This window comes from Streptomyces sp. NPDC094143 (assembly GCF_040303825.1).
Taxonomy (GTDB): domain Bacteria; phylum Actinomycetota; class Actinomycetes; order Streptomycetales; family Streptomycetaceae; genus Streptomyces.
The window spans coordinates 134,900-155,656 of the sequence record NZ_JBEOTZ010000009.1; the positions used below are offsets into that span (position 1 = coordinate 134,900).

21 protein-coding genes are annotated in these 20,757 nt (G+C 72.0%); 6 read left to right on the forward strand and 15 right to left on the reverse strand.

What is annotated here, in order from left to right; genetic code table 11:
- Positions 1 to 12: 12 nt before the first annotated feature.
- Together ABTZ58_RS14665 and hisI are read right to left on the reverse strand one after the other, a co-directional pair.
- Complete coding sequence (locus tag ABTZ58_RS14665; protein WP_351355356.1) at positions 13 to 1,494, reverse strand: anthranilate synthase component I; 1,482 nt, start codon at positions 1,492 to 1,494, stop codon at positions 13 to 15.
- An 11-nt stretch (positions 1,495 to 1,505) separates the two neighbouring features.
- Positions 1,506 to 1,892: a phosphoribosyl-AMP cyclohydrolase gene (hisI, locus tag ABTZ58_RS14670; protein WP_351355359.1), complete on the reverse strand. Its 387-nt coding sequence runs from the start codon at positions 1,890 to 1,892 to the stop codon at positions 1,506 to 1,508.
- 83 nt (positions 1,893 to 1,975) lie between these two features.
- Here hisI and ABTZ58_RS14675 point away from each other — a divergent pair, with 83 nt between their 5' ends.
- Positions 1,976 to 2,611 (forward strand): TIGR03085 family metal-binding protein, encoded by a 636-nt coding sequence (locus ABTZ58_RS14675; protein WP_351355362.1) that lies wholly within the window; start codon positions 1,976 to 1,978, stop codon positions 2,609 to 2,611.
- Between the two features lie 52 nt (positions 2,612 to 2,663).
- Here ABTZ58_RS14675 and hisF read toward each other — a convergent pair whose 3' ends face one another.
- The 8 genes from hisF to hisD are packed head-to-tail and all read right to left on the reverse strand — an operon-like array spanning position 2,664 to position 8,394.
- Positions 2,664 to 3,419, reverse strand: coding sequence for an imidazole glycerol phosphate synthase subunit HisF (gene hisF / locus ABTZ58_RS14680; RefSeq protein WP_351355364.1), 756 nt, complete (start codon positions 3,417 to 3,419; stop codon positions 2,664 to 2,666).
- A 13-nt stretch (positions 3,420 to 3,432) separates the two neighbouring features.
- Positions 3,433 to 3,840 carry a RidA family protein gene (locus tag ABTZ58_RS14685; RefSeq protein WP_351355366.1) on the reverse strand — a complete coding sequence of 136 codons (408 nt, stop codon included), beginning with the start codon at positions 3,838 to 3,840 and terminating at the stop codon, positions 3,433 to 3,435.
- Positions 3,837 to 4,562: a bifunctional 1-(5-phosphoribosyl)-5-((5-phosphoribosylamino)methylideneamino)imidazole-4-carboxamide isomerase/phosphoribosylanthranilate isomerase PriA gene (gene priA / locus ABTZ58_RS14690; protein WP_309094012.1), complete on the reverse strand. Its 726-nt coding sequence runs from the start codon at positions 4,560 to 4,562 to the stop codon at positions 3,837 to 3,839. Before priA ends, ABTZ58_RS14685 begins: the two co-directional genes overlap by 4 nt.
- The gene (gene hisH / locus ABTZ58_RS14695) at positions 4,559 to 5,203 is read right to left on the reverse strand and encodes an imidazole glycerol phosphate synthase subunit HisH (RefSeq protein WP_502996071.1); all 645 of its coding nucleotides are present in this window, start codon (positions 5,201 to 5,203) and stop codon (positions 4,559 to 4,561) included. Before hisH ends, priA begins: the two co-directional genes overlap by 4 nt.
- Positions 5,200 to 5,364: a CG2302 family histidine operon protein gene (locus ABTZ58_RS14700; RefSeq protein ID WP_351355373.1), complete on the reverse strand. Its 165-nt coding sequence runs from the start codon at positions 5,362 to 5,364 to the stop codon at positions 5,200 to 5,202. The genes hisH and ABTZ58_RS14700 overlap by 4 nt, the downstream gene beginning before the upstream one ends.
- On the reverse strand, positions 5,361 to 5,954 hold the full coding sequence (gene hisB, locus ABTZ58_RS14705; RefSeq protein ID WP_351355376.1) for an imidazoleglycerol-phosphate dehydratase HisB: 594 nt from the start codon (positions 5,952 to 5,954) through the stop codon (positions 5,361 to 5,363). The genes ABTZ58_RS14700 and hisB overlap by 4 nt, the downstream gene beginning before the upstream one ends.
- Complete coding sequence (locus ABTZ58_RS14710) at positions 5,951 to 7,072, reverse strand: histidinol-phosphate transaminase (protein WP_351355379.1); 1,122 nt, start codon at positions 7,070 to 7,072, stop codon at positions 5,951 to 5,953. The genes hisB and ABTZ58_RS14710 overlap by 4 nt, the downstream gene beginning before the upstream one ends.
- Entirely contained in the window at positions 7,069 to 8,394 is a 1,326-nt protein-coding gene (gene hisD / locus ABTZ58_RS14715) for a histidinol dehydrogenase (protein WP_351355382.1), read from the reverse strand. Before hisD ends, ABTZ58_RS14710 begins: the two co-directional genes overlap by 4 nt.
- Before the next feature lie 179 nt (positions 8,395 to 8,573).
- Here hisD and ABTZ58_RS14720 point away from each other — a divergent pair, with 179 nt between their 5' ends.
- The 4 genes from ABTZ58_RS14720 to ybaK all read left to right on the forward strand — a co-directional run bounded on the left by ABTZ58_RS14720 (position 8,574) and on the right by ybaK (position 12,583).
- Positions 8,574 to 10,151 carry an oxidoreductase gene (locus tag ABTZ58_RS14720; RefSeq protein WP_351355385.1) on the forward strand — a complete coding sequence of 526 codons (1,578 nt, stop codon included), beginning with the start codon at positions 8,574 to 8,576 and terminating at the stop codon, positions 10,149 to 10,151.
- 121 nt (positions 10,152 to 10,272) lie between these two features.
- Complete coding sequence (locus ABTZ58_RS14725) at positions 10,273 to 11,319, forward strand: hypothetical protein (protein ID WP_351355635.1); 1,047 nt, start codon at positions 10,273 to 10,275, stop codon at positions 11,317 to 11,319.
- An 11-nt stretch (positions 11,320 to 11,330) separates the two neighbouring features.
- On the forward strand, positions 11,331 to 12,071 hold the full coding sequence (locus ABTZ58_RS14730) for an LON peptidase substrate-binding domain-containing protein (RefSeq protein WP_351355388.1): 741 nt from the start codon (positions 11,331 to 11,333) through the stop codon (positions 12,069 to 12,071).
- Between the two features lie 11 nt (positions 12,072 to 12,082).
- Positions 12,083 to 12,583 carry a Cys-tRNA(Pro) deacylase gene (gene ybaK / locus ABTZ58_RS14735; protein ID WP_309094018.1) on the forward strand — a complete coding sequence of 167 codons (501 nt, stop codon included), beginning with the start codon at positions 12,083 to 12,085 and terminating at the stop codon, positions 12,581 to 12,583.
- Positions 12,584 to 12,663: 80 nt separating this feature from the next.
- On the opposite strand, the gene ABTZ58_RS14740 is transcribed toward ybaK, so the two are convergent.
- From ABTZ58_RS14740 to ABTZ58_RS14755, 4 genes are all read right to left on the reverse strand, one after another.
- Positions 12,664 to 13,377, reverse strand: a complete 714-nt coding sequence (locus ABTZ58_RS14740) for an AAA family ATPase (protein WP_351355391.1) — start codon at positions 13,375 to 13,377, stop codon at positions 12,664 to 12,666.
- Between the two features lie 56 nt (positions 13,378 to 13,433).
- Positions 13,434 to 14,255 (reverse strand): ABC transporter permease, encoded by an 822-nt coding sequence (locus ABTZ58_RS14745; protein ID WP_351355394.1) that lies wholly within the window; start codon positions 14,253 to 14,255, stop codon positions 13,434 to 13,436.
- A 100-nt stretch (positions 14,256 to 14,355) separates the two neighbouring features.
- Positions 14,356 to 15,330 (reverse strand): ABC transporter ATP-binding protein, encoded by a 975-nt coding sequence (locus ABTZ58_RS14750; protein WP_351355638.1) that lies wholly within the window; start codon positions 15,328 to 15,330, stop codon positions 14,356 to 14,358.
- Between the two features lie 122 nt (positions 15,331 to 15,452).
- Positions 15,453 to 16,664: an NYN domain-containing protein gene (locus ABTZ58_RS14755; protein ID WP_351355397.1), complete on the reverse strand. Its 1,212-nt coding sequence runs from the start codon at positions 16,662 to 16,664 to the stop codon at positions 15,453 to 15,455.
- A 222-nt stretch (positions 16,665 to 16,886) separates the two neighbouring features.
- Here ABTZ58_RS14755 and ABTZ58_RS14760 point away from each other — a divergent pair, with 222 nt between their 5' ends.
- Positions 16,887 to 17,051, forward strand: a complete 165-nt coding sequence (locus tag ABTZ58_RS14760; protein ID WP_309094022.1) for a hypothetical protein — start codon at positions 16,887 to 16,889, stop codon at positions 17,049 to 17,051.
- A 101-nt stretch (positions 17,052 to 17,152) separates the two neighbouring features.
- On the opposite strand, the gene dnaE is transcribed toward ABTZ58_RS14760, so the two are convergent.
- On the reverse strand, positions 17,153 to 20,692 hold the full coding sequence (gene dnaE / locus ABTZ58_RS14765) for a DNA polymerase III subunit alpha (protein WP_351355400.1): 3,540 nt from the start codon (positions 20,690 to 20,692) through the stop codon (positions 17,153 to 17,155).
- Positions 20,693 to 20,757 lie beyond the last annotated feature (65 nt).

Consider the following 20,757-nt stretch of genomic DNA (forward strand, 5'->3'; position numbering starts at 1 on the left):
CCGGGGGTCATCTCAGGCCTTTCCCAGCCGGTTGGCCGAGTGCACCGCCCGCAGGACGGCGGCCGCCTTGTTGCGGCACTCGGTGTCCTCGGCGACCGCGTCGGAGTCGGCGACGATCCCCGCTCCGGCCTGCACGTACGCCGTTCCGTCGCGCAGCAGGGCGGTGCGGATGGCGATGGCGGTGTCGGAGTCGCCGGCGAAGTCGAGGTAGCCGACGCAGCCGCCGTACAGGCCGCGCCGGGACGGTTCGAGTTCGTCGATGATCTGCAGGGCGCGGGGCTTCGGGGCCCCGGAGAGGGTGCCGGCCGGGAAGCAGGCGGTGAGGACGTCGAAGGCCGTGCGCCCGGCGGCCACGCGGCCGGTCACCGTCGAGACGATGTGCATCACGTGCGAGTAGCGCTCGATGGACATGAAGTCCACGACCTCGACGGAACCGGGTTCGCAGACCCGCCCCAGGTCGTTGCGGCCGAGGTCGACGAGCATGAGGTGCTCGGCGCGTTCCTTGGGGTCGGCGAGGAGTTCGTCGGCGAGGGCCTGGTCCTCCTGCGGGGTGGCGCCGCGCCAGCGGGTGCCGGCGATGGGGTGCACCATGGCCCGGCCGTCCTCGACCTTGACCAGGGCCTCCGGGGAGGAGCCGACGACGTCGAAGCCGTCGAAGCGGAACAGGTACATGTACGGCGACGGGTTGGTCGTGCGCAGGACCCGGTAGACGTCCAGCGCGCTCGCCGTGCACGGCGTCTCGAAGCGCTGGGAGGGAACCACCTGGAAGGCCTCGCCGGCCCGGATGCGCTCCTTGATGTCCTCCACGGCCTCCTGGAAGTCGGGGCCGCCCCACAGCGCGGTGTACTCGGGCAGTTCGGAGGGCGGGAGCACGGCCGGGGGCTGGGCGACCGGGCGGGTCAGGTCGGCCTGCATGGCGTCGAGGCGGGCCACTGCGTCGGCGTAGGCCTCGTCGACGCCGGTCTCCAGGTCGTTGTGGTTGATCGCGTTGGCGATCAGCAGGACCGAGCCCTCCCAGTGGTCCATGACGGCGAGGTCGCTGGTGAGGAGCATGGTCAGCTCGGGCAGCCGCAGGTCGTCGCGCTCGCCGGGACCGATCTTCTCCAGGCGGCGGACGATGTCGTAGCCGAGGTAGCCGACCATGCCGCCGGTGAAGGGCGGCAGGCCTTCCTGGTGGGGGGTGTGCAGGGCCTCGATGGTGGCGCGCAGCGCGGCGAGCGGGTCGCCGTCCGTGGGGACGCCGACGGGCGGGACGCCGAGCCAGTGGGCCTGGCCGTCGCGCTCGGTCAGGGTGGCCGCCGAGCGCACGCCCACGAAGGAGTACCGGGACCAGGAGCGGCCGTTCTCGGCGGACTCCAGCAGGAAGGTGCCGGTGCGCTCGCCGGCGAGCTTGCGGTAGAGCGCGACTGGGGTGTCGCCGTCGGCGAGGAGCTTGCGGGTGACCGGGATGACCCGCCGGTCGGTGGCGAGCTTGCGGAACGTCTCGAGGTCCATGGCGGCCGACCTTACTGATCCGCGGCGAGGGCGGCGGAACCGGCGTCCTCGATGAGCACGTCCTCGTCGAAGCAGGTGCGGGCGCCGGTGTGGCAGGCGGCGCCGACCTGGTCGACCTTGACGAGCACGGTGTCGGCGTCGCAGTCCAGCGCCACGGACTTCACCCACTGGACGTGGCCGGAGGTGTCGCCCTTGACCCAGTACTCCCGGCGGCTGCGGGACCAGTACGTGCACCGGCCGGTGGTGAGGGTGCGATGCAGCGCCTCGTCGTCCATCCAGCCGAGCATGAGCACCTCACCGGTGTCGTACTGCTGGGCGATGGCGGGCAGGAGACCGTCGGCGCTGCGCTTGAGGCGGGCGGCGATCTCCGGATCGAGGCGGCTGGGCTTGCTGGTCATGGCGACCATTGTGCCGCGCGCCGGCGGCGGCGCAGCTGGAGTGTCCACTGGGCGGACCCGGCGGGCGGCCGTAGGCTGGCGGCATGTCGACCCATGCCAAGCGTGAACGACTTCTCCTCGCCGACCTGTTGGAGACCGCGGGCCCGGACGCGCCCACTCTGTGCGAGGGCTGGACCACCCGGGACCTCGCCGCGCACGTGGTGGTGCGCGAGCGCCGCCCGGACGCGGCCGGCGGGATACTGATCAAACAGCTCGCCTCGCGCCTGGACCGGGTGATGGCGGAGTACACGGACAAGCCGTACGAGGAGCTGATCCAGCTGATCCGCACCGGCCCGCCGCGGTTCTCGCCCTTCTCGCTCAAGCCGGTCGACGAGGCGTCGAACATCGTCGAGTTCTACGTCCACGCCGAGGACGTGCGCCGCGCCCAGCCCGACTGGTCCCCGCGCGAGCTCGACCCGGTCTTCCAGGACGCCCTGTGGTCCCGTCTGGAGCGCACGGCCCGCCTGATGGGCCGCGGCGTGCCGACGGGCCTGGTCCTGCGCCGCCCCGACGGCCAGACGGCGGTCGCCCACCGCGGCACCCCGGTCGTGACGGTGACGGGCGAGCCGTCGGAACTGGTGTTGTTCTGCTACGGCCGGCAGAGCGCGGCCAAGGTCGACCTGGACGGCGACGAGAACGCGATCGCGAAGCTGCACGAGACCAAGCAGCTCGGCATCTGAGCGGGCGCGAGCCCCGGACGCGCGGGGCGGCCGGGGCTGTGCGCGTCGGGCGTCACCGCACCGGGTGGCCCGCCTCCCGCAGGGTCTGCTTCACCTCGCCGATGCGCAGGTCGCCGAAGTGGAACACCGAGGCGGCCAGGACCGCGTCCGCGCCCGCCTCGACGGCCGGCGGGAAGTGGGCCAGCGTGCCCGCGCCGCCCGAGGCGATGACCGGGACGGTGACGTGCTTGCGCACGGCGCGGATCATCTCCAGGTCGTAACCGTCCTTGGTGCCGTCGGCGTCCATGGAGTTGAGCAGGATCTCGCCGGCGCCCAGCTCGGCGGCCCGGTGGGCCCACTCGACGGCGTCGATGCCGGTGCCGCGACGGCCGCCGTGGGTGGTCACCTCGAAGGAGCCGGCCTCGGTGCGGCGGGCGTCCACGGACAGGACCAGGACCTGGCGGCCGAAGCGCTCGGCGATCTCGCGGATCAGCTCGGGGCGGGCGATGGCGGCCGTGTTGACGCCGACCTTGTCCGCGCCCGCCCGCAGCAGCTTGTCGACGTCCTCGGCGGTGCGCACGCCGCCGCCGACGGTGAGCGGGATGAACACCTGCTCGGCCGTGCGGCGCACCACGTCGTAGGTCGTCTCACGGTTGCCCGACGAGGCGGTGATGTCCAGGAACGTCAGCTCGTCGGCGCCCTCGGCGTCGTACACCTTGGCCATCTCGACGGGGTCGCCCGCGTCGCGCAGGTTCTGGAAGTTGACGCCCTTGACGACCCGGCCGTTGTCCACGTCCAGGCAGGGGATGACTCGGACCGCCAGGGTCATGAATCGTGCTCCTCTAGTGTTCCTGTGAGGGGGTGCCTCTGAATGCTTCCACTTCCACCGACACCAGGACCCGGGAGTCGATGAAGCCCTGCACGACCAGCAGGGTCGTGACCGGGCGTACGGCGTCGAACATCTCCTGGTGGGCCCGTCCCACCGCGTCCACGTCCCGGGCGTGGGCCAGGTACACCCGGGTGCGGACCACGGAGTCGATGGAGAGCCCGAACTCGCCGATCGCCTCCAGGGCGGTGGTGAAAGCCACCTTGGCCTGCTCGTACGGGTCGCCCTCGCCGTAGAGCACATCTCCCTTGAAGGCGGTCGTGCCCGCGACGAGCACGCGGTCGCCCGCCGCCACGGCGCGTGCAAAACCGAAGGACTCTTCCCAGGGGCTTCCGCTCTGCACCCGCCGTACGGCACCGCTCATGACGACACAGCCTCCAAGGCCTCTTCCAGGGTGAACGCCTTTGCGTACAGCGCCTTCCCTACGATCGCGCCCTCGACACCGAGCGGGACCAGCTCGGCGATCGCGCGGAGGTCGTCGAGCGAGGAGACGCCGCCGGAGGCCACGACCGGGCGGTCGGTGGCCGCGCAGACGTTCTTCAGCAGCTCCAGGTTGGGGCCCTGGAGCGTGCCGTCCTTGGCGATGTCGGTGACGACGTAGCGGGCGCAGCCCTCCTTGTTCAGGCGCTCCAGCGTCTCGTAGAGGTCGCCGCCGTCGCGGGTCCAGCCGCGGCCGCGCAGGGTGGTGCCCCGCACGTCCAGGCCGACGGCGATCTTGTCGCCGTGCTCGGCGATGACCCTGGCGACCCACTCGGGGGTCTCCAGGGCGGCCGTGCCCAGGTTCACGCGGGTGCAGCCGGTGGCGAGGGCGGCGGCGAGGGTGTCGTCGTCGCGGATGCCGCCGGACAGTTCGACCTTGATGTCCATCGCCCCCGCGACCTCGGCGATCAGCTCACGGTTGTCGCCGGTGCCGAACGCGGCGTCCAGGTCGACCAGGTGCAGCCACTCGGCGCCGGAGCGCTGCCAGGCCAGGGCGGCCTCCAGCGGGGAGCCGTAGGAGGTCTCCGTGCCGGACTCGCCGTGCACCAGGCGCACCGCCTGGCCGTCGCGGACGTCGACGGCGGGGAGGAGTTCGAGCTTGCTCACAGGGTTCCGATCCAGTTGGTGAGGAGCTGGGCTCCGGCGTCGCCGGACTTCTCGGGGTGGAACTGGGTGGCCCACAGGGCGCCGTTCTCGACGGCCGCGACGAACGGCTTGCCGTGGGTGGACCAGGTGACCTTCGGTGCCTCGATGGCCGGGTTGTGCGTCTCCAGCGACCAGTCGTGGACGGCGTAGGAGTGCACGAAGTAGAAGCGCGCGTCGGGGTCGAGACCGGCGAAGAGCCGCGAGCCGGGCGCCGCGTCCACGGTGTTCCAGCCCATGTGGGGCACGACCTCGGCCTGCAGGGGCTCGACCGAGCCGGGCCACTCGTCGAGGCCCTCGCTCTCCACGCCGTGCTCGATGCCTCGCGCGAAGAGGATCTGCATGCCGACGCAGATGCCCATCACGGGGCGGCCGCCGGACAGCCGGCGGTCGACGATCCAGTCGCCGCGCGCCTCGCGCAGGCCCGTCATGCAGGCGGCGAAGGCGCCGACGCCGGGCACGAGCAGGCCGTCGGCGTTCAGGGCCTTGTCGTAGTCACGCGTGATCTCGACGTCGGCCCCGGCGCGGGCGAGGGCGCGCTCGGCGGAGCGGACGTTGCCGAAGCCGTAGTCGAAGACGACCACGTTCTTGCGGGGGGCGCTCAATTCCACACCTCCAGCCTGACGACACCGGCCACCAGGCACATGGCCGCGCCGATCGACAACAGGGCGATCAGGCCCTTGGGCATCTTCTGCTTGACGAAGGAGTAGATGCCGCCGACGAGGAACAGGCCGACGACGATCAGCAGGGTCGAGATGCCGTTCACAGGGCGCCCTTCGTGGAGGGGAGGATGCCGGCCGCGCGCGGGTCGCGCTCGGAGGCGTAGCGCAGGGCCCGGGCGAGCGCCTTGAACTGGCACTCCACGATGTGGTGCGCGTTGCGCCCGTAGGGCACGTGCACGTGCAGGGCGATCTGCGCCTGGGCCACGAAGGACTCCAGGATGTGCCGGGTCATGGTGGTGTCGTACTCGCCGATCATCGGCGCCATGTTCTCGGGCTCGGTGTGCACCAGGTACGGGCGGCCCGACAGGTCGACGGTGACCTGGGCGAGCGACTCGTCCAGCGGGACCGTGCAGTTGCCGAAGCGGTAGATGCCGACCTTGTCGCCGAGGGCCTGCTTGAAGGCGGCACCCAGGGCGAGGGCGGTGTCCTCGATGGTGTGGTGCGAGTCGATGTGCAGATCGCCCTCGGTCTTCACGGTGAGGTCGAACAGACCGTGCCGGCCGAGCTGGTCGAGCATGTGGTCGTAGAAGCCGACGCCTGTCGACACGTCGACCTTTCCGGCCCCGTCGAGGTCTATCTCGACGAGCACCGACGTCTCCTTGGTGACTCGCTCCACGCGTCCCACGCGGCTCATGTGCTCTGCTCCTTCTTCAGTTCACGGACCGCGTCGAGGAACGCGTCGTTCTCTTCGGGGGTTCCGGCGGACACTCGCAGCCATCCGGGGATGCCGTTGTCCCGGACCAGGACACCCCGGTCGAGGATCTTCCGCCAGGCCGCCTGCGCGCCGCCCTCGCCGTCGAACCGCCCGAACTGCACGAAGTTGGCGTCGGACTGGACGACCTCGTAGCCGGTCGCGCGCAGCTCGGCGACCAGGCGGTCGCGCTCGGCCTTGAGCTGCTCGACGTAGCCGAGCAGCGTGTCGGTGTGCTCCAGGGCGGCCAGGGCGGTCGCCTGGGTGACGGCCGACAGGTGGTACGGCAGCCGCACGAGCTGCACGGCGTCGACGACGGCCGGGTGTGCGGCGAGGTAGCCCAGGCGCAGGCCCGCCGCGCCGAACGCCTTCGACATCGTGCGGGAGATGACGAGGTGGGGGCGCCCGTCGAGCAGCGGCAGCAGCGAGTCGCCGTGACTGAACTCGATGTACGCCTCGTCCACGACCACCATCGACGGCTTCGCCGCCTGCGCGGCCTCGTACAGCGCGAGGACCGTCTCGCGCGGGACCGCGTTGCCCGTGGGGTTGTTGGGGGTGGTGATGAAGACGACGTCCGGCTCGTGCTCGGCGATCGCCTTCTCGGCGGCGGCGAGGTCGATCGTGAAGTCCTCGCCGCGCGGCCCGGAGATCCAGCCCGTGCCCGTGCCGCGCGCGATGAGCGCGTGCATCGAGTACGACGGCTCGAAGCCGATCGCGGTGCGGCCCGGCCCGCCGAAGGTCTGCAGCAGCTGCTGGATGACCTCGTTGGAGCCGTTGGCCGCCCAGACGTTGGCCACCCCGACCTCGTGGCCGGAGGTGTCCGTGAGGTACTGCGCCAGCTGCGTGCGCAGTTCGACCGCGTCCCGGTCCGGGTAGCGGTTGAGGTCGCGGGCCACGTCACGGACCCGCTCGGCGATCCGCTCGACGAGCGGCTCGGGCAGCGGGTAGGGGTTCTCGTTGGTGTTCAGCCGTACGGGCACGTCCAGCTGGGGCGCGCCGTAGGGGGACTCGCCGCGCAGCTCGTCCCGTACGGGGAGGTCGTCGATGCGTACGTCGCTCACTTGCCCTGCGGAACCTTCCAGTCGAACCTCGCCTTGATCGCCGCGCCGTGGGCCGGCAGGTCCTCCGCCTCGGCCAGCGTGACCACGTGGTGCGCGACGTCGGCCAGCGCCTCGCGCGTGTAGTCCACGATGTGGATGCCGCGCAGGAAGGACTGGACCGACAGGCCCGAGGAGTGGCAGGCGCAGCCGCCGGTGGGCAGGACGTGGTTGGACCCGGCCGCGTAGTCGCCCAGCGACACGGGCGCCCAGGGTCCGATGAAGACCGCCCCGGCGTTCCTGACCCGGTCGGCCACCGCGGCGGCGTCGGCGGTCTGGATCTCCAGGTGCTCGGCGCCGTAGGCGTCGACCACCCTCAGGCCCTCGTCGATGCCGTCGACCAGGACGATCGCGGACTGCCTGCCCTTGAGGGCGGGCACGATCCGGTCCTCGACGTGCCGGGTCGCGGCGACCTGCGGCTCCAGCTCCTTCTCGACGGCGTCGGCGAGGTCGACGGAGTCGGTGACCAGGACGGCGGCGGCCAGCGGATCGTGCTCGGCCTGGCTGATCAGGTCGGAGGCGACGTGCACCGGGTCGGCCGTGTCGTCGGCGAGGACCGCGATCTCGGTCGGGCCGGCCTCGGCGTCGATGCCGATCTTGCCGGTGAAGTAGCGCTTGGCGGCGGCCACCCAGATGTTGCCGGGGCCGGTGACCATGTTCGCGGGCGCGCAGGACTCGGTGCCGTAGGCGAACATCGCGACGGCCGTGGCGCCGCCGGCCGCGTAGACCTCGTCGACGCCGAGCAGGGCGCAGGCGGCCAGGATGGTCGGGTGCGGCAGGCCCCCGAAGTCGGCCTGCGCGGGCGAGGCGAGCGCGATGGACTCGACACCGGCCTCCTGCGCGGGCACCACGTTCATGATCACGGACGACGGGTACACGGACCGGCCGCCGGGCGCGTACAGCCCGACGCGCTCGACCGGAACCCACTTCTCGGTCACCGTGCCGCCGGGCACGACCTGGGTGGTGTGGGTGCTGCGGCGCTGCGCGCGGTGGACGGTGCGGGCGCGGCGGACGGACTCCTCCAGGGCCGCGCGCACGGCCGGGTCCAGCTCCTCCAGCGCGCGCGTGAGCGCGGCGGCCGGGACCCGCACCTGGTCGAGCCTGACCCCGTCGAACCGCTCGGCGGCGTCGATCAGCGCCGCGTCGCCCCGATGATGCACGTCCTCGCAGATGGGACGCACCTTCTCCAGGGCGGCCTGTACGTCGAAGTCGGCTCGGGGCAGCAGGTCACGCAGGGCGGGGCCCTCGGGCAGGGCGTCGCCGCGCAGATCGATTCGGGAGATCACGTGCTCAATTCTCTCAGACCCGGGTGAGGCGCCGTCCGCGCGTATCAGTGGCTGATACGGAACGTCGCAGGAAGACGGAAGATCTCCGTCACTGAGTGCTTTCGGCGTGTCACGCAGCGGGCATGAACAGTTGTACGAAGAACCCAACCGGCGAGTACCCGGGGAGGAAGGGAAGCACTGTGACCGACGGGGCCGGCCCGCGCGCCGGAGAGCTGCCCGACGACCTGACCGCGGCCGAGGCCGGCATGTGGCAGGCCTTCCGCAACGGCAGCGTGTACGACCTGAGCAGCGGCGACACCGTGGTCGACGACCCGCACGGCGGCCACCCGTGGGGCGAGGAGCGGACCGTGCGGGCCCGGATCGTGTGCTGGCTGCTGCTCGACGGACCGCCCGCCCTGGCCGGCCGCGTGGCCTCGCTGAAGCTGGCCGGCGTGCACATCAGCGGCTCCCTGGACCTCGCGGGCGGCACGGTGACGCCGTACGTCGAGATGCGCCGGTGCCGGTTCGAGCAGGACGTGCTGCTGCCGGAGGCCCGCTTCACGACCGTGCGGCTGGTGGACTGCTCGGTGCCCCGGCTGGAGGCCGCCCGGGTGCAGACCGAGGGCGACATGCACCTGCCGCGCTGCCGCTTCCACCGCGGCATCCGGCTGACCGACGCGCAGATCGGCACGGACCTGATGCTCAACCAGGCGATCGTGCACCGGGACCGCAGCGGCCGGTCGGTCGCCGCGGACGGCCTGACCGTCGGCCAGGACTTACAGGCCGAGCTGCTGGAGTCGCACGGCGAGCTGAGTCTGCGCGCCGCCACCATCGGCGTGTCGCTGAGCCTGCGCGGCGCGCACCTGGCCAACCCGTACGCGCGGCTCGCGCTGAACGCCCCGCAGCTGACCGTCGAGCGCAGCCTGTACCTGACCCCCGCGGGTGTCGGCGCGCAGGCGATGAGCGGGATGACCCCGGCCCAGGGCACGCGGATCCAGCGGTTCGCGTGCGAGGGCGGGATCCGGCTGGACGACGGGCGGTTCGGTGACGCCGTCGACTTCGAGCAGGCCAGGTTCACCCTCGGCGACGACCAGGAGCTGTCGCTGCGCCGGGTGCAGACACCGGAGCTGCGGTTCCTCGGGGAGCAGCCGGCGCGCGGCCGGGTGGTGCTCTCCGGGGCGAGGATCGTCAACCTGATGGACCGGGCCGACGCCTGGCCCGGCCCGGGACGACTGCACATGGGCGGCTTCACCTACGAGAACCTCGTGCCGCGCGGGCCGTTCCCGCTGGCCGAGCGGCTGGACTGGGTGGCGGCGGCGACCGCCGAGTACAACCCGGAGCCGTACGAGCGGCTCGCCGCCGTGCTGCGGGCCGGCGGGGAGGACGAGGACGCCCGGGAGGTGCTGCTCGCCAAGCAGCGCCGGCACCGCGAGAGCCTGCCGCTCGCCGCCAAGCTGTGGGGGTACGCGCAGGACTGGACGGTGGCCTACGGGTACCGGCCGGGCCGGGCCGCGGTGTGGATGGGGGTGCTGTGGGCGGCGGGCTCGTTCGCCTTCTCCCGAGCGGGTCATCCGCCCATGAAGCGCGGCGAGCACCCCGAGTGGGACCCCGTCCTGTTCAGCCTCGATCTGCTGCTGCCGGTCATCGACCTGGGCCAGGTGGGCTTCTGGCAGTTGCGCGGGGGCTGGCAGTGGCTGGCGACGGCGATGATCCTGCTGGGCTGGGTCCTGGCGACGACGGTCGCGGCGGGGGCGACCCGGCTGCTGCGGCGCAACTGATGGTGCGGATGTGACCGGCGTTGCCGCACTGCCACGCCTTTACCTTCTCTTTACCCGGCGTCGTACAACTTTCCGCGACTTCCCGGAACGATCTGGCGCCGTCATGACCAGCGGACTTTCAATGGTCGGCACCATGGCCATGCAGCTGCCGTTCATCCGCCCGAGCCGGATGACAAGGACCGCCCCCCACCCCGTCGGCGGACTCGGCCCCGACGACGAGGTGCTGCTCGACGCGCCCGACGCCCGGCTGAGCCCGGCGCTGGTCGCCGCCGCCCGTGGCGATCACGGGCCCGCCGCCGGCCTGCTCCTGGCCACGCGCGTGGTCGCCGAGTGGGAGCGGCGCGACCGGTACGTGACCCGCCTGGCCGCCTTCGCGCGCTCGCGCCCCGAGTGGCTGGACGCCTGGCTCGCCACCGCCCCGCAGGACCCGGACGCGCTGCTGGTCGGGGCCCAGCTGGCGGTGGACCGGGCCTGGCGGTCACCGGCCCGGGCCGAACTGCTGCGCGAGGTGAGCCCGCTGATCACGGCCGCGGCGCGGGGCGACCAGCGGGACCCGGTGCCGTGGCGGCTCGCGCTCGACCACGCGCGGGGCGCCCAGGCCGGGCACAAGTACTTCGAGGAGCTGTGGGCGGCGGCCGTCCGGCGCGCCCCGCACCACCACGGCTGCCACGTGGCGGCCCTGCGCTACCTGGCCACCTCCTGGCACGGCTCCCACCGCGAGTGCTTCGACTTCGCCGACCGGGCCGCGCAGGACGCCCCCGCCGACGCGCTCGTCCAGGCGCTCCCGCTGCGGGCGGCCTTCGGCTACCTCACCGACGACTGCGGACCCGGCGACTGCGGGCCCGAGGTGCCGCGCGAGCGACTGGACGCGGCCGCCGACCGGGCGATCGCGCTGTCCCCGCTGCTCCCGGCGGCCGACCCCTGGCCCGCCCGGATGCGGAACCTGCTTATCTACGTCCTGGTGCGCCTGGAGCGCTGGCCGGACGCGGCCGAGCAGCTGCGCCTGAACGGCCCGTACGCCACCTCGTTCCCCTGGGACCGGGGGTCGGACGACCCGCTCGGGCACTTCCTGGCGGTGCGGGACGAGATCCGGTCCGCGGCGGCCGGGCAGCCGTCCGGGCATCCACGGAGTGAACGCGGCGGACGAGACCGCACCGGCGACCATTAGGCTCTTGCGTCGTGACCACCGTCCGGCTCCCCCTCTTCCCCCTGAACTCGGTGCTGTTCCCGGGGCTCGTGCTCCCGCTCAGCGTCTTCGAGGAGCGGTACCGCGCCATGATGCGCGAGTTGCTGAAGACCCCGGAGGACGAGCCGCGCCGGTTCGCCGTCGTGGCGATCCGCGACGGCCACGAGGTGGCCCCGAGCGCGCCCGGCATGCCCGACCCGACGGCCCTGCCCGAGCGGGGACCCGGGGCCGGCTTCGGCACGGACCCGGCCAATGCCTTCCACAAGGTGGGCTGCATCGCGGACGCGGCGACGATCCGGGAGCGCACCGACGGCTCCTTCGAGGTGCTGGCGACGGGCACGACCCGGGTGAAGCTGCTGTCGGTCGAGGCGTCCGGCCCGTTCCTGACGGCCGAGCTGGAGACGCTCACGGAGCAGCCCGGCGACGAGGCGGCCCCCCTGGCGGAGGGGGTGCTGCGGTCCTTCCGGCAGTACCAGAAGCGACTGGCCGGAGCGCGGGAACGCTCCCTGACGACCGGCGCCGACCTGCCCGACGAGCCGGGCGTGGTGTCGTACCTGGTGGCGGCGGCGATGATGCTGGACACCCCGACCAAGCAGCGCCTGCTCCAGGCCCCCGACACGGCCTCCCGGCTGCGCGACGAGCTGAAACTCCTTCGCTCCGAGACGGCGATCATCCGTAGTCTGCCGTCGTTGCCCGCGTCGGACCTGACGCGGAGCCCGACGAGTCTCAACTGAAGCGGACCGGGATGGCGAAGAAGTCGAAGAAGCAGCAGTCCGGCGGCACCCCCGCGACGGTGGCCCTCACGGCGGCGGGAGCGGAGTACACGGTCCACTCCTACGACCACGACCCCGCGCACCCCTCCTACGGCGAGGAGGCGGCCGAGGCGATGGGCGTCTCCCCCGACCGCGTCTTCAAGACCCTGGTCGCGGACGTCGACGGCGCCCTGACGGTCGCCGTGGTGCCGGTGGCGGGCCAGCTGGACCTGAAGGCCCTGGCGGCGGCGGTCGGCGGCAAACGCGCGACGATGGCCGACCCGACCCTGGCGGAACGCACGACGGGCTACGTCCGGGGCGGCATCTCACCGCTGGGCCAGCGCAAGAAGCTCCCGACGGTCCTGGACGCGTCGGCGTCGGCCCACGCCACCATCTGCGTGTCGGCGGGCAGGAGAGGCCTAGAGGTGGAACTGGCCCCGCAGACCCTGGCGAAACTGACGGGGGCGGTGCTGGCGCCGATCGGCCGCGTGTAGCCCGCGGGCAGTCCGGGCGCAGGAGGCACCCCCCTACGCCGGGCTCGGCAACGCCCCCGAGCTCGGCACCACGCCGAGCACTAGCCTGCCGGCTGCGGCGGATAAGCCCCGTGCTCGAACTCCGGCTCGGGGTCCCGGGGCCCGAACAACGCCGTGAGCCCCAGATGCACGACCAGCGCGGCGAGCGGCCACGCCAGCAGCGCCCCCTTCGCCCCCAGCTTCAGCGGCGCGGAGAACGTCACGCCCCGCCCCACCTCACGGGCGTGCGCGACGACGTCCTCCGCGGGCCCGAGCCACACCCCGACCCGCCAGGCCAGCAGCGACCCGAGCAGCCCGCCGACGGCCAGGCCCACCACCAGCGGCACACCCCCGCGCCGCCGCAGCAGGAACACCGCCAGCGCGCTCACGAGGCCGAAGCCCAGCCCGAGCAGGGTGAACGTCCCGTCCACCCCGACGGCCTGCTCCCCTTCGGTGTCCTTGAGGTAGACGACCCAGGTCCCGTCCGTCACGTCCCCGACCAGCGGCACGTGCGGCGCGAGCCACCACCACAGCACGCCCAGCAGCACCCCGCCGAGCGCCACGGCCAGGGCGACCAGCCCGGCCTCGCGCACTTCGGTCCTCATCCCGGGGCCGTCCTGTCCGTACCAGCCGTGCCCGGTGTACTCGGCGTACTCGGCTTGCTGAGAGCCGGGAGCCGGAGCTCCGGACGCCCCGGGCGCCCCGGCCGGCGGCTGCCACGGTCCCTGAGCGGAACGGTCGTGCGGTGGCGGTGGCGGAGTCAGTGGTGCGGTCACCCTGCCATCGTGCCAGGCCCGCCTGTGCGCCGCGTCACCGGACGACCCCTCCCCGCTCACCGGACGGCCGCCCGCCGGTACGCCCAGGTCGCCACGGCCAGCGAGAAGACACCCACCCCACCGCAGACGGCGAGATCACCGAGCACGAACGCCCAGTCGGGGTCCGCCCCGAACGTGCGCGCGAACGCCTCCACGCCGTACGTCGACGGCAGCAGGTCCCGCGCGAAGCGCACGGCCTCCGGCATCCGGTCCGCCGGCAGCACGCCCAGCAGCAGCGCCGCCGACATGCCCAGCTGCCCGAGCAGCGTGGCCAGCTCCGGCCGCGGCGCGAGCAGCCCCAGCGCGGCCCCGAGGCCGGCGAGCGCGGCGCCCGCCAGCGGGATCACGGCCATGAGGATCCACAGATGGGCCAGCGGCAGCCCGAACAGCACACAGCCGAACACCGCCGTCACGACCGTCCCGGGCACGGTGAAGGACGCGTACGCGCCCGCCGCGCCGAGCACCACCGCCGCGGGCGGCACCGGCAGGGTCGCGTAGTGGTCGAGCCCGCCGCTGGCGCGCAGCTGCCCGAAGTACTGCGCCAGCAGGTTCAGCGCGACGAAGGCGACCACGAGGACCGACGAGCCGGCGACGACCGCCTGCGCCTCGGCCGCGTCGTCCACGACCCCGCGCATCAAGATCATGATGCCGATCGACTGGAAGGTCGCCACGAACAGCAGCGGGATCCGCGCGACCCGCGCCCGGGAGAGCTGCGCCCGGTACACGGCCGCCAGCGACGGCCACAGCCGCGCCCGGGGCCCGAGCTCGGCCGCGCCCGCGGCGGGCTCCTCCACGGCCAGGGCACTGCCCGGCAGGACATCGGCGGGTACGACACTCACGTCGCGCTGCTCCCCTTCGTCGGGTCCACTGCGGCAGTCGCCCTGTTCGGTACGTACGCGGCGGCCCACGCACTCAAGGCCTCGGTGTTCCTCACGTCCCTCACGCCTTCACCAGCCCCTGCTGCGCGGCACCGCCCAGCGCCAGGTAGACGTCCTCCAGGCTCGGCGTGGCCAGCGTGAAGTCGTCCAGGGCGGCGAAGGCGGCGCCTCCGGTGACGGTCGCGACGACCGTCCGGGCCTCCTCGGGTCCGAGCCGGAGCGTCCAGCGGCGGCCCGACTCCACGGCCCGGTCCCGCAGCGCGGCCACCTCGGGCACGTGCAGCGGAGCCGTGTCCCGCCACACCAGGTCCACCCGCACCTCACCGGCGACCTGTTCCTTGAGCCCGGCGGGCGTGTCGCAGGCGATCACCCGCCCCCGGTCCAGGACGGCCACCCGGTCCAGCACGGTCTCGGCCTCGATGACGTTGTGGGTGACGAGCAGCACGGTCGTGCCGTGCTCGGCCCGCCGCCGGTCGACCGCGGACCACACGGCCCGCCGCGCCACCGGGTCCATGCCGGTGGTCGGCTCGTCGAGCACGAGCAGCGGCCGCTCCCCCACCAGCGCGGCGGCGAAGCACGCCAGCCGCCGCTGGCCGCCGGAGAGCTTCTTCAGCGGGCGTCCCGCGAGGGGTGTGAGGCCGAGTTCGTCGAGGACGGCGTCCCGCTCGGCCCGCGCCCGCCGGACGTCCAGGCCGCGCAGCCGCCCGGTGGTCTCGGCGGCGAGCGACACGGTCAGTTCGTCGAGGGCGGTCGACTCCTGGCCGAGGTAGGCGAGGATGCGCGCGGCCCGCTCCGGGTGGCGCACGATGTCGTGCCCGAGGATCTCCACACTGCCGGTGTCGGGCCGCATCAGCCCGGTGAGCTGCCGTACGAGGGTGGACTTGCCGGCGCCGTTCGGGCCGAGCAGGCCGAAGATCTCGCCGCGGCGGATCTCCAGCCGTACGTCGTCCGTGGCCCGGACCTCGGGGGTTGCGGGCGCGCCGCGCCGGCCCCGGACCGCCGGATAGGTCTTGGTCAGCCCGCGCACCGCGCACACGATGTCGCCATCGTGCCGAAATGCCTGTGCCGCGCGCTTACTCACAAGGGACGAGACTACGGGGTCGGCGGCCCCGGTCCGCTCTCGGGTCGGCCCGCGGCGGGAAATCCGCCGGCAGAGCCTCAGTCGCCGACCGGGGCGTGCTCCACACCCGTGCGCACGCCGATCTCCTTCCAGAAGCCGGCCCGGATGGCGTAACGGTCGCGTTCGTCGATCTGGTCGTCCTTGTGGGCGAGCAGGCCGAACCGGGCGGCGTAGCGCAGCAGCTCGCCGTCGACCCGGTGCGGGATGCGCGGGTACATCCCGGACAGTTTCTGCAGGTGGCTCTGGTCGCCGAGGCGTTCCACCCAGCGCCGGGCGAAGACCTGGCCCACCTCGAAGGGGTCGCCGCCGACCGTGGTGATGTCCTCCTCACGGTCGGCCCAGCGCTGCTCGGCGGTGGTCAGCTGGGCGAGCGTCGGCATCGAGGCGGCCTCGGGGGGCTCGGCCGCGGGCCGGTCGACCCAGCCTTTGTCGGAGGACCAGCGCAGGGTGGCGGAGGCGGGGGGCTGGGCGGGCTGGGTGCCGGGGGCGCGCAGGGCGGCCAGGTCTTTGGGCGTGGGGACCCCTTTGGCGGCGGGCACCCGTTCCTCGCCGCCGTTCTGGCCGGGCCCGGGCACCGGGTGCGGGGGCTGCGGGGCGGACCGCTCGGCCGGGGCGGCGAGGGCGGAGTCGGGCAGCGGCGCGGAGAGGATCGCGGCGATCTCGGGCCGGGGCGCGGGCTGCGGGGCGCACACCCCCGAGTAGTCCTTGGCGCGGACGGCCTTGGTGATCCACGTGCGGTCCAGGACGCGGCGCTCGTCGGCCTCGGCGACCAGGTCCTCGGACTGGTTGTAGTCGCCGTCGGCGGCCTGGACGGCCCACAGGTGGACGGCGACGCCGTGTTCCTTGGCGGCCATCATGCCCGGCAGCAGGTCACCGTCGCCGGTGACCAGGACGACGTCGGAGCAGGCGCGGTTGCGGGCCAGTTCGGTCAGCTCGGCGTGCATGGCGGCGTCCACGCCCTTCTGCGCCCAGCGGCCGTCGCTGCGGGTCAGGGCGCCGAGCCGGACGGTGACCCGGGGCATCACGCGCAGCCTGCGGTGTTCGGGCTGCGGGACGCGGTCGGGGGCGCCGTCGAACCAGTAGATGCGCAGCAACGGCTGCTGTGTGTCGGATTCGGCACGCTCACGCAGCCCCTGGATGAGGGCTGTGTGGTCGACCGTGATGCGGGACCGCGAGGGCTCCCCGGCGAGGAGACTCGCCGCGGCTCCCAGCAGATACCCGGCGTCCACCAGGACGATGCAGCGGTCCACGCGACTCACCCTCTTCCCGGGAGGTTTGTTTCGGGCTTCCTTCGAGTCTGCCCGACGGCGCGGAGGTTAACGGCCGGAACTCGATCTTCGGCGTGGCGTTTCGCCGCGCCCCGCTCCGACTCCCCCTGTCACGCAGGGTAATTGTCCGACATGCGATCGTTGTCGGCCTGTGTGAATCTGGTCCCGGCCCTGGCCCCTAGATCCCCCACAGGAGGCATCACCATGGCCAAGAACAAGAACCGTGACCGTAAGCAGCAGCGTCCGACCGAGCGCGGGCAGCGGGCGGACCGCAGCCCCGCGGCTCAGGCGGAGCCCCAGACCGAGGTCGAGCTGACCCCCGGCGACGTGGCCTCCCGCAAGCGGAAGCGCAGCTTCGGCCACAACTGACATCTGTGTGACGGGTTTTGGACCCACGCGCATGCGTGAGGGGCGTACCAGGTACCGGGTACGCCCCTCACGCGCGTCAAGAGCCGCCCGCGGCGCCTCGGTCAGCCCGCCAGGCAGGACGGGCCGAGCAGCACCTTCAGGTCGCCGAAGAGCGCCGGGTCGGGCTTGACCCGGTGCCGGTCCAGGCGCAGCACGGTCGTCTTGGTCGGCCCCTGGAGCCTGATCCGGACCTCGCTGTCGCCCTTGTGGTGGCTGAGCACCTCGCCGAGCCGGCTGACCAGCGGCGGGGTGACCCGGGTGGCCGGGATCGTGAGGACCACGGGCGCGTTGGTGCCGGCGTTGGACAGGTCCGGGACCATCAGCTCCATCGCGACCAGCCGCGGCACGTCCTCGCGCTTGTCCAGGCGGCCCTTGACGAACACCACGGCGTCCTCGACGAGTTGAGTCGAGACGAGCTGGTAGGTCGCGGGGAAGAACATGCACTCGATGGAGCCGGCGAGGTCCTCCACGGTGGCGATCGCCCAGGCGTTGCCCTGCTTGGTCATCTTGCGCTGCAGGCCGGAGATGATGCCGCCGATGGTGACGACCGCCCCGTCCGCGTGCTCACCGCCGGTCAGCTGGGAGATGCCCGCGTCGGCCTTGTCGGACAGGATGTGCTCCAGGCCGAACAACGGGTGGTCGGAGACGTACAGACCGAGCATCTCCCGCTCCTGGGCGAGCAGATAGGTCTTGTCCCACTCGTCGGTGGAGAACTCCACGTCGAGCCCGAAGCCCGGCTCGCTGGTCTCGGCCTCGCCCATGCCGCCGAAGAGGTCGAACTGCCCCTCGGCCTCCTTGCGCTTGACCGCGACCACGTTGTCGATCATCGGCTCGTACTGGGCGGTGAGGCCCTTGCGGGTGTGGCCCAGGGAGTCGAAGGCGCCGGCCTTGATCAGCGATTCGGTGGTGCGCTTGTTGCAGACCACCGCCTCCACCTTGTCGAGGTAGTCCGGGAAGGACGTGTACTTCCCCTTGGCCTTGCGGCAGCGGATGATCGACTCGACCACGTTCGTGCCGACGTTGCGGACGGCGGACAGGCCGAAGAGGATCACGTCGTCGCCCTGGGCCGCGAAGTTGGACATCGACTCGTTGACGTTCGGCGGGAGCACCCGGATGCCCATGCGGCGGCACTCGTTGAGGTAGACGGCCGACTTGTCCTTGTCGTCCTTCACGGACGTCAGGAGCGCGGCCATGTACTCGGCGGGGTGGTTCGCCTTGAGGTAGGCCGTCCAGTACGAGACGAGTCCGTACGCGGCGGAGTGCGCCTTGTTGAAGGCGTAGCCGGCGAAGGGGACCAGCACGTCCCACAGGGCCTGGATGGCTTCGTCGCTGTAGCCCTTCTTGCGGGCGCCCTCCTGGAAGAGGACGAAGTTCTTCGCCAGTTCCTCGGGCTTCTTCTTGCCCATCACGCGGCGGAGGATGTCGGCCTCGCCGAGCGAGTAGCCGGCGATGATCTGGGCCGCCTTCTGCACCTGCTCCTGGTAGACGATCAGGCCGTAGGTGACGTCGAGGACCTCCCTGAGCGGCTCCTCCAGCTCGGGGTGGATGGGCGTGATCTCCTGCTGGCCGTTCTTGCGCAGCGCGTAGTTCGTGTGGGAGTTCATGCCCATCGGGCCCGGGCGGTACAGGGCCGACACGGCGGAGATGTCTTCGAAGTTGTCCGGCTTCATCAGCCGGAGCAGGGAGCGCATGGGCCCGCCGTCGAACTGGAAGACGCCGAGGGTGTCTCCGCGCTGGAGCAGTTCGAAGGTCGTCGGGTCGTCGAGCGGGAGGCTCAGGAGATCGATGTCGATCCCCTTGTTGGACTTCACCATCTTGACGGCGTCGTCCATGATCGTCAGGTTGCGCAGGCCCAGGAAGTCCATCTTCAGCAGGCCGAGCGACTCACAGCTCGGGTAGTCCCACTGCGTGATGGTCACGCCGTCGGTGTGCCGGACCCAGACGGGCACGTGGTCGGTGATGGTCTCGCTGGACATGATCACGCCGGCGGCGTGCACGCCCATCTGCCGCACCAGGCCCTCGACGCCCTTGGCGGTGTCGATGACCTTCTTCACGTCCGGTTCGTTCTCGTACATCGCCCGGACCTCGCCCGCCTCCGAGTAGCGGGGGTGGTTCGGGTCGGTGATGCCGTCCAGGTTGATGCCCTTGCCGAGGACGTCGGCGGGCATGGCCTTGGTGATGCGGTCGCCCATCGCGTACGGGTAGCCCAGCACGCGCGCGGAGTCCTTGATCGCGTTCTTGGCCTTGATGGTGCCGTACGTGCCGATCATGGCGACCTTGTCGGCGCCGTACTTCTCCGTCACGTACCGGATCACCTCGACGCGCCGGCGCTCGTCGAAGTCGATGTCGACATCGGGCATGGAGATGCGCTCGGGGTTGAGGAACCGCTCGAAGATCAGGCCGTGCGGGATGGGGTCGAGGTCGGTGATGCCGAGGGCGTAGGCGACGATCGAGCCGGCCGCGGAGCCGCGGCCGGGGCCGACGGCGATGCCCTGCTTCTTGGCCCACATGATGAAGTCGGCGACCACGAGGAAGTAGCCCGGGAAGCCCATCGAGATGATGGTGTCCATCTCGTACTCGACCTGCTTCATGCGGTCGTCCGGGATGCCGTCCGGGAAGCGGCGGTGCATGCCGCGCATGGTTTCCTCGCGGAACCAGCTGACCTCCGTGTACCCCTCGGGGATGTCGAACTTGGGCATGAGGTCGCGCTTTTGGAACATGCCCGTGGTGTCGACCATCTCGGCGATCAGCCGGGTGTTGGCGCAGCCCTCCTGCCAGGCGTCCGAGGAGTCGATGGCGTACATCTCGTCCGTGGACTTCAGGTAGTAGCCGGTGCCGTCGAACTTGAAGCGGTCCGGGTCGGAGAGGTTCTTGCCGGTCTGGATGCACAGCAGCGCGTCGTGGGCGGTCGCCTCGTGCGCGTAGGTGTAGTGCGAGTCGTTGGTCACCAGCGGGGGGATGCCGAGCTTCCTGCCGATCTCCAGCAGGCCGTCGCGGACCCGGTGCTCGATCTCGATGCCGTGGTCCATCAGCTCCAGGAAGTAGCGGTCCTTGCCGAAGATGTCCTGGTAGTCGGCGGCGGCCTTGAGGGCCTCGTCGAAGTGACCGAGGCGCAGCCGGGTCTGGACCTCGCCGGAGGGGCAGCCGGTGGAGGCGACGATGCCCTCGGACCACTGGGCGATGGTCTCCTTGTCCATCCGGGGCCACTTCTGCAGCCAGCCCTCGGCGTAGGCGTCGGAGGACAGCCGGAAGAGGTTGTGCAGACCGGTCTTGTTCACGGCCCACATCGTCTTGTGGGTGTAACCACCGGAACCGGAGACGTCGTCCCGCTTCTGGTGCGGCTGGCCCCACTGGATCTTGCGCTTGTTGCGGCGGGACTCGGGCGCGACATAGGCCTCGATCCCGATGATCGGGGTGATCCCGGCCTTCTGCGCGGAGTGGTAGAAGTCGTACGCCCCGTGGAGGTTGCCGTGGTCGGACATGGCGATGTGCGTCATGCCCATCTCGTTGCACGCGTCGAACATGTCCTTCAGCCGCGCGGCACCGTCCAGCAGCGAGTACTGGGTGTGGACGTGCAGGTGCGTGAACGGCGGCTTTGACACGGCTGCGGCCTCCAGGAAGAACACGGGTCGAATGGGGTCCGACAGGCTGCGGACAGTCTGGGGGA

What these genes read in the sequence shown, in the direction of transcription:
- ABTZ58_RS14665 (WP_351355356.1), bottom strand. Translation starts at nt 1,494, where the DNA reads ATGGACCTCGAGACGTTCCGCAAGCTCGCCACCGACCGGCGGGTCATC.
- hisI (WP_351355359.1), bottom strand. Translation starts at nt 1,892, where the DNA reads ATGACCAGCAAGCCCAGCCGCCTCGATCCGGAGATCGCCGCCCGCCTC.
- ABTZ58_RS14675 (WP_351355362.1), top strand. Translation starts at nt 1,976, where the DNA reads ATGTCGACCCATGCCAAGCGTGAACGACTTCTCCTCGCCGACCTGTTG.
- hisF (WP_351355364.1), bottom strand. Translation starts at nt 3,419, where the DNA reads ATGACCCTGGCGGTCCGAGTCATCCCCTGCCTGGACGTGGACAACGGC.
- ABTZ58_RS14685 (WP_351355366.1), bottom strand. Translation starts at nt 3,840, where the DNA reads ATGAGCGGTGCCGTACGGCGGGTGCAGAGCGGAAGCCCCTGGGAAGAG.
- hisB (WP_351355376.1), bottom strand. Translation starts at nt 5,954, where the DNA reads ATGAGCCGCGTGGGACGCGTGGAGCGAGTCACCAAGGAGACGTCGGTG.
- ABTZ58_RS14725 (WP_351355635.1), top strand. Translation starts at nt 10,273, where the DNA reads ATGGTCGGCACCATGGCCATGCAGCTGCCGTTCATCCGCCCGAGCCGG.
- ybaK (WP_309094018.1), top strand. Translation starts at nt 12,083, where the DNA reads ATGGCGAAGAAGTCGAAGAAGCAGCAGTCCGGCGGCACCCCCGCGACG.
- ABTZ58_RS14760 (WP_309094022.1), top strand. Translation starts at nt 16,887, where the DNA reads ATGGCCAAGAACAAGAACCGTGACCGTAAGCAGCAGCGTCCGACCGAG.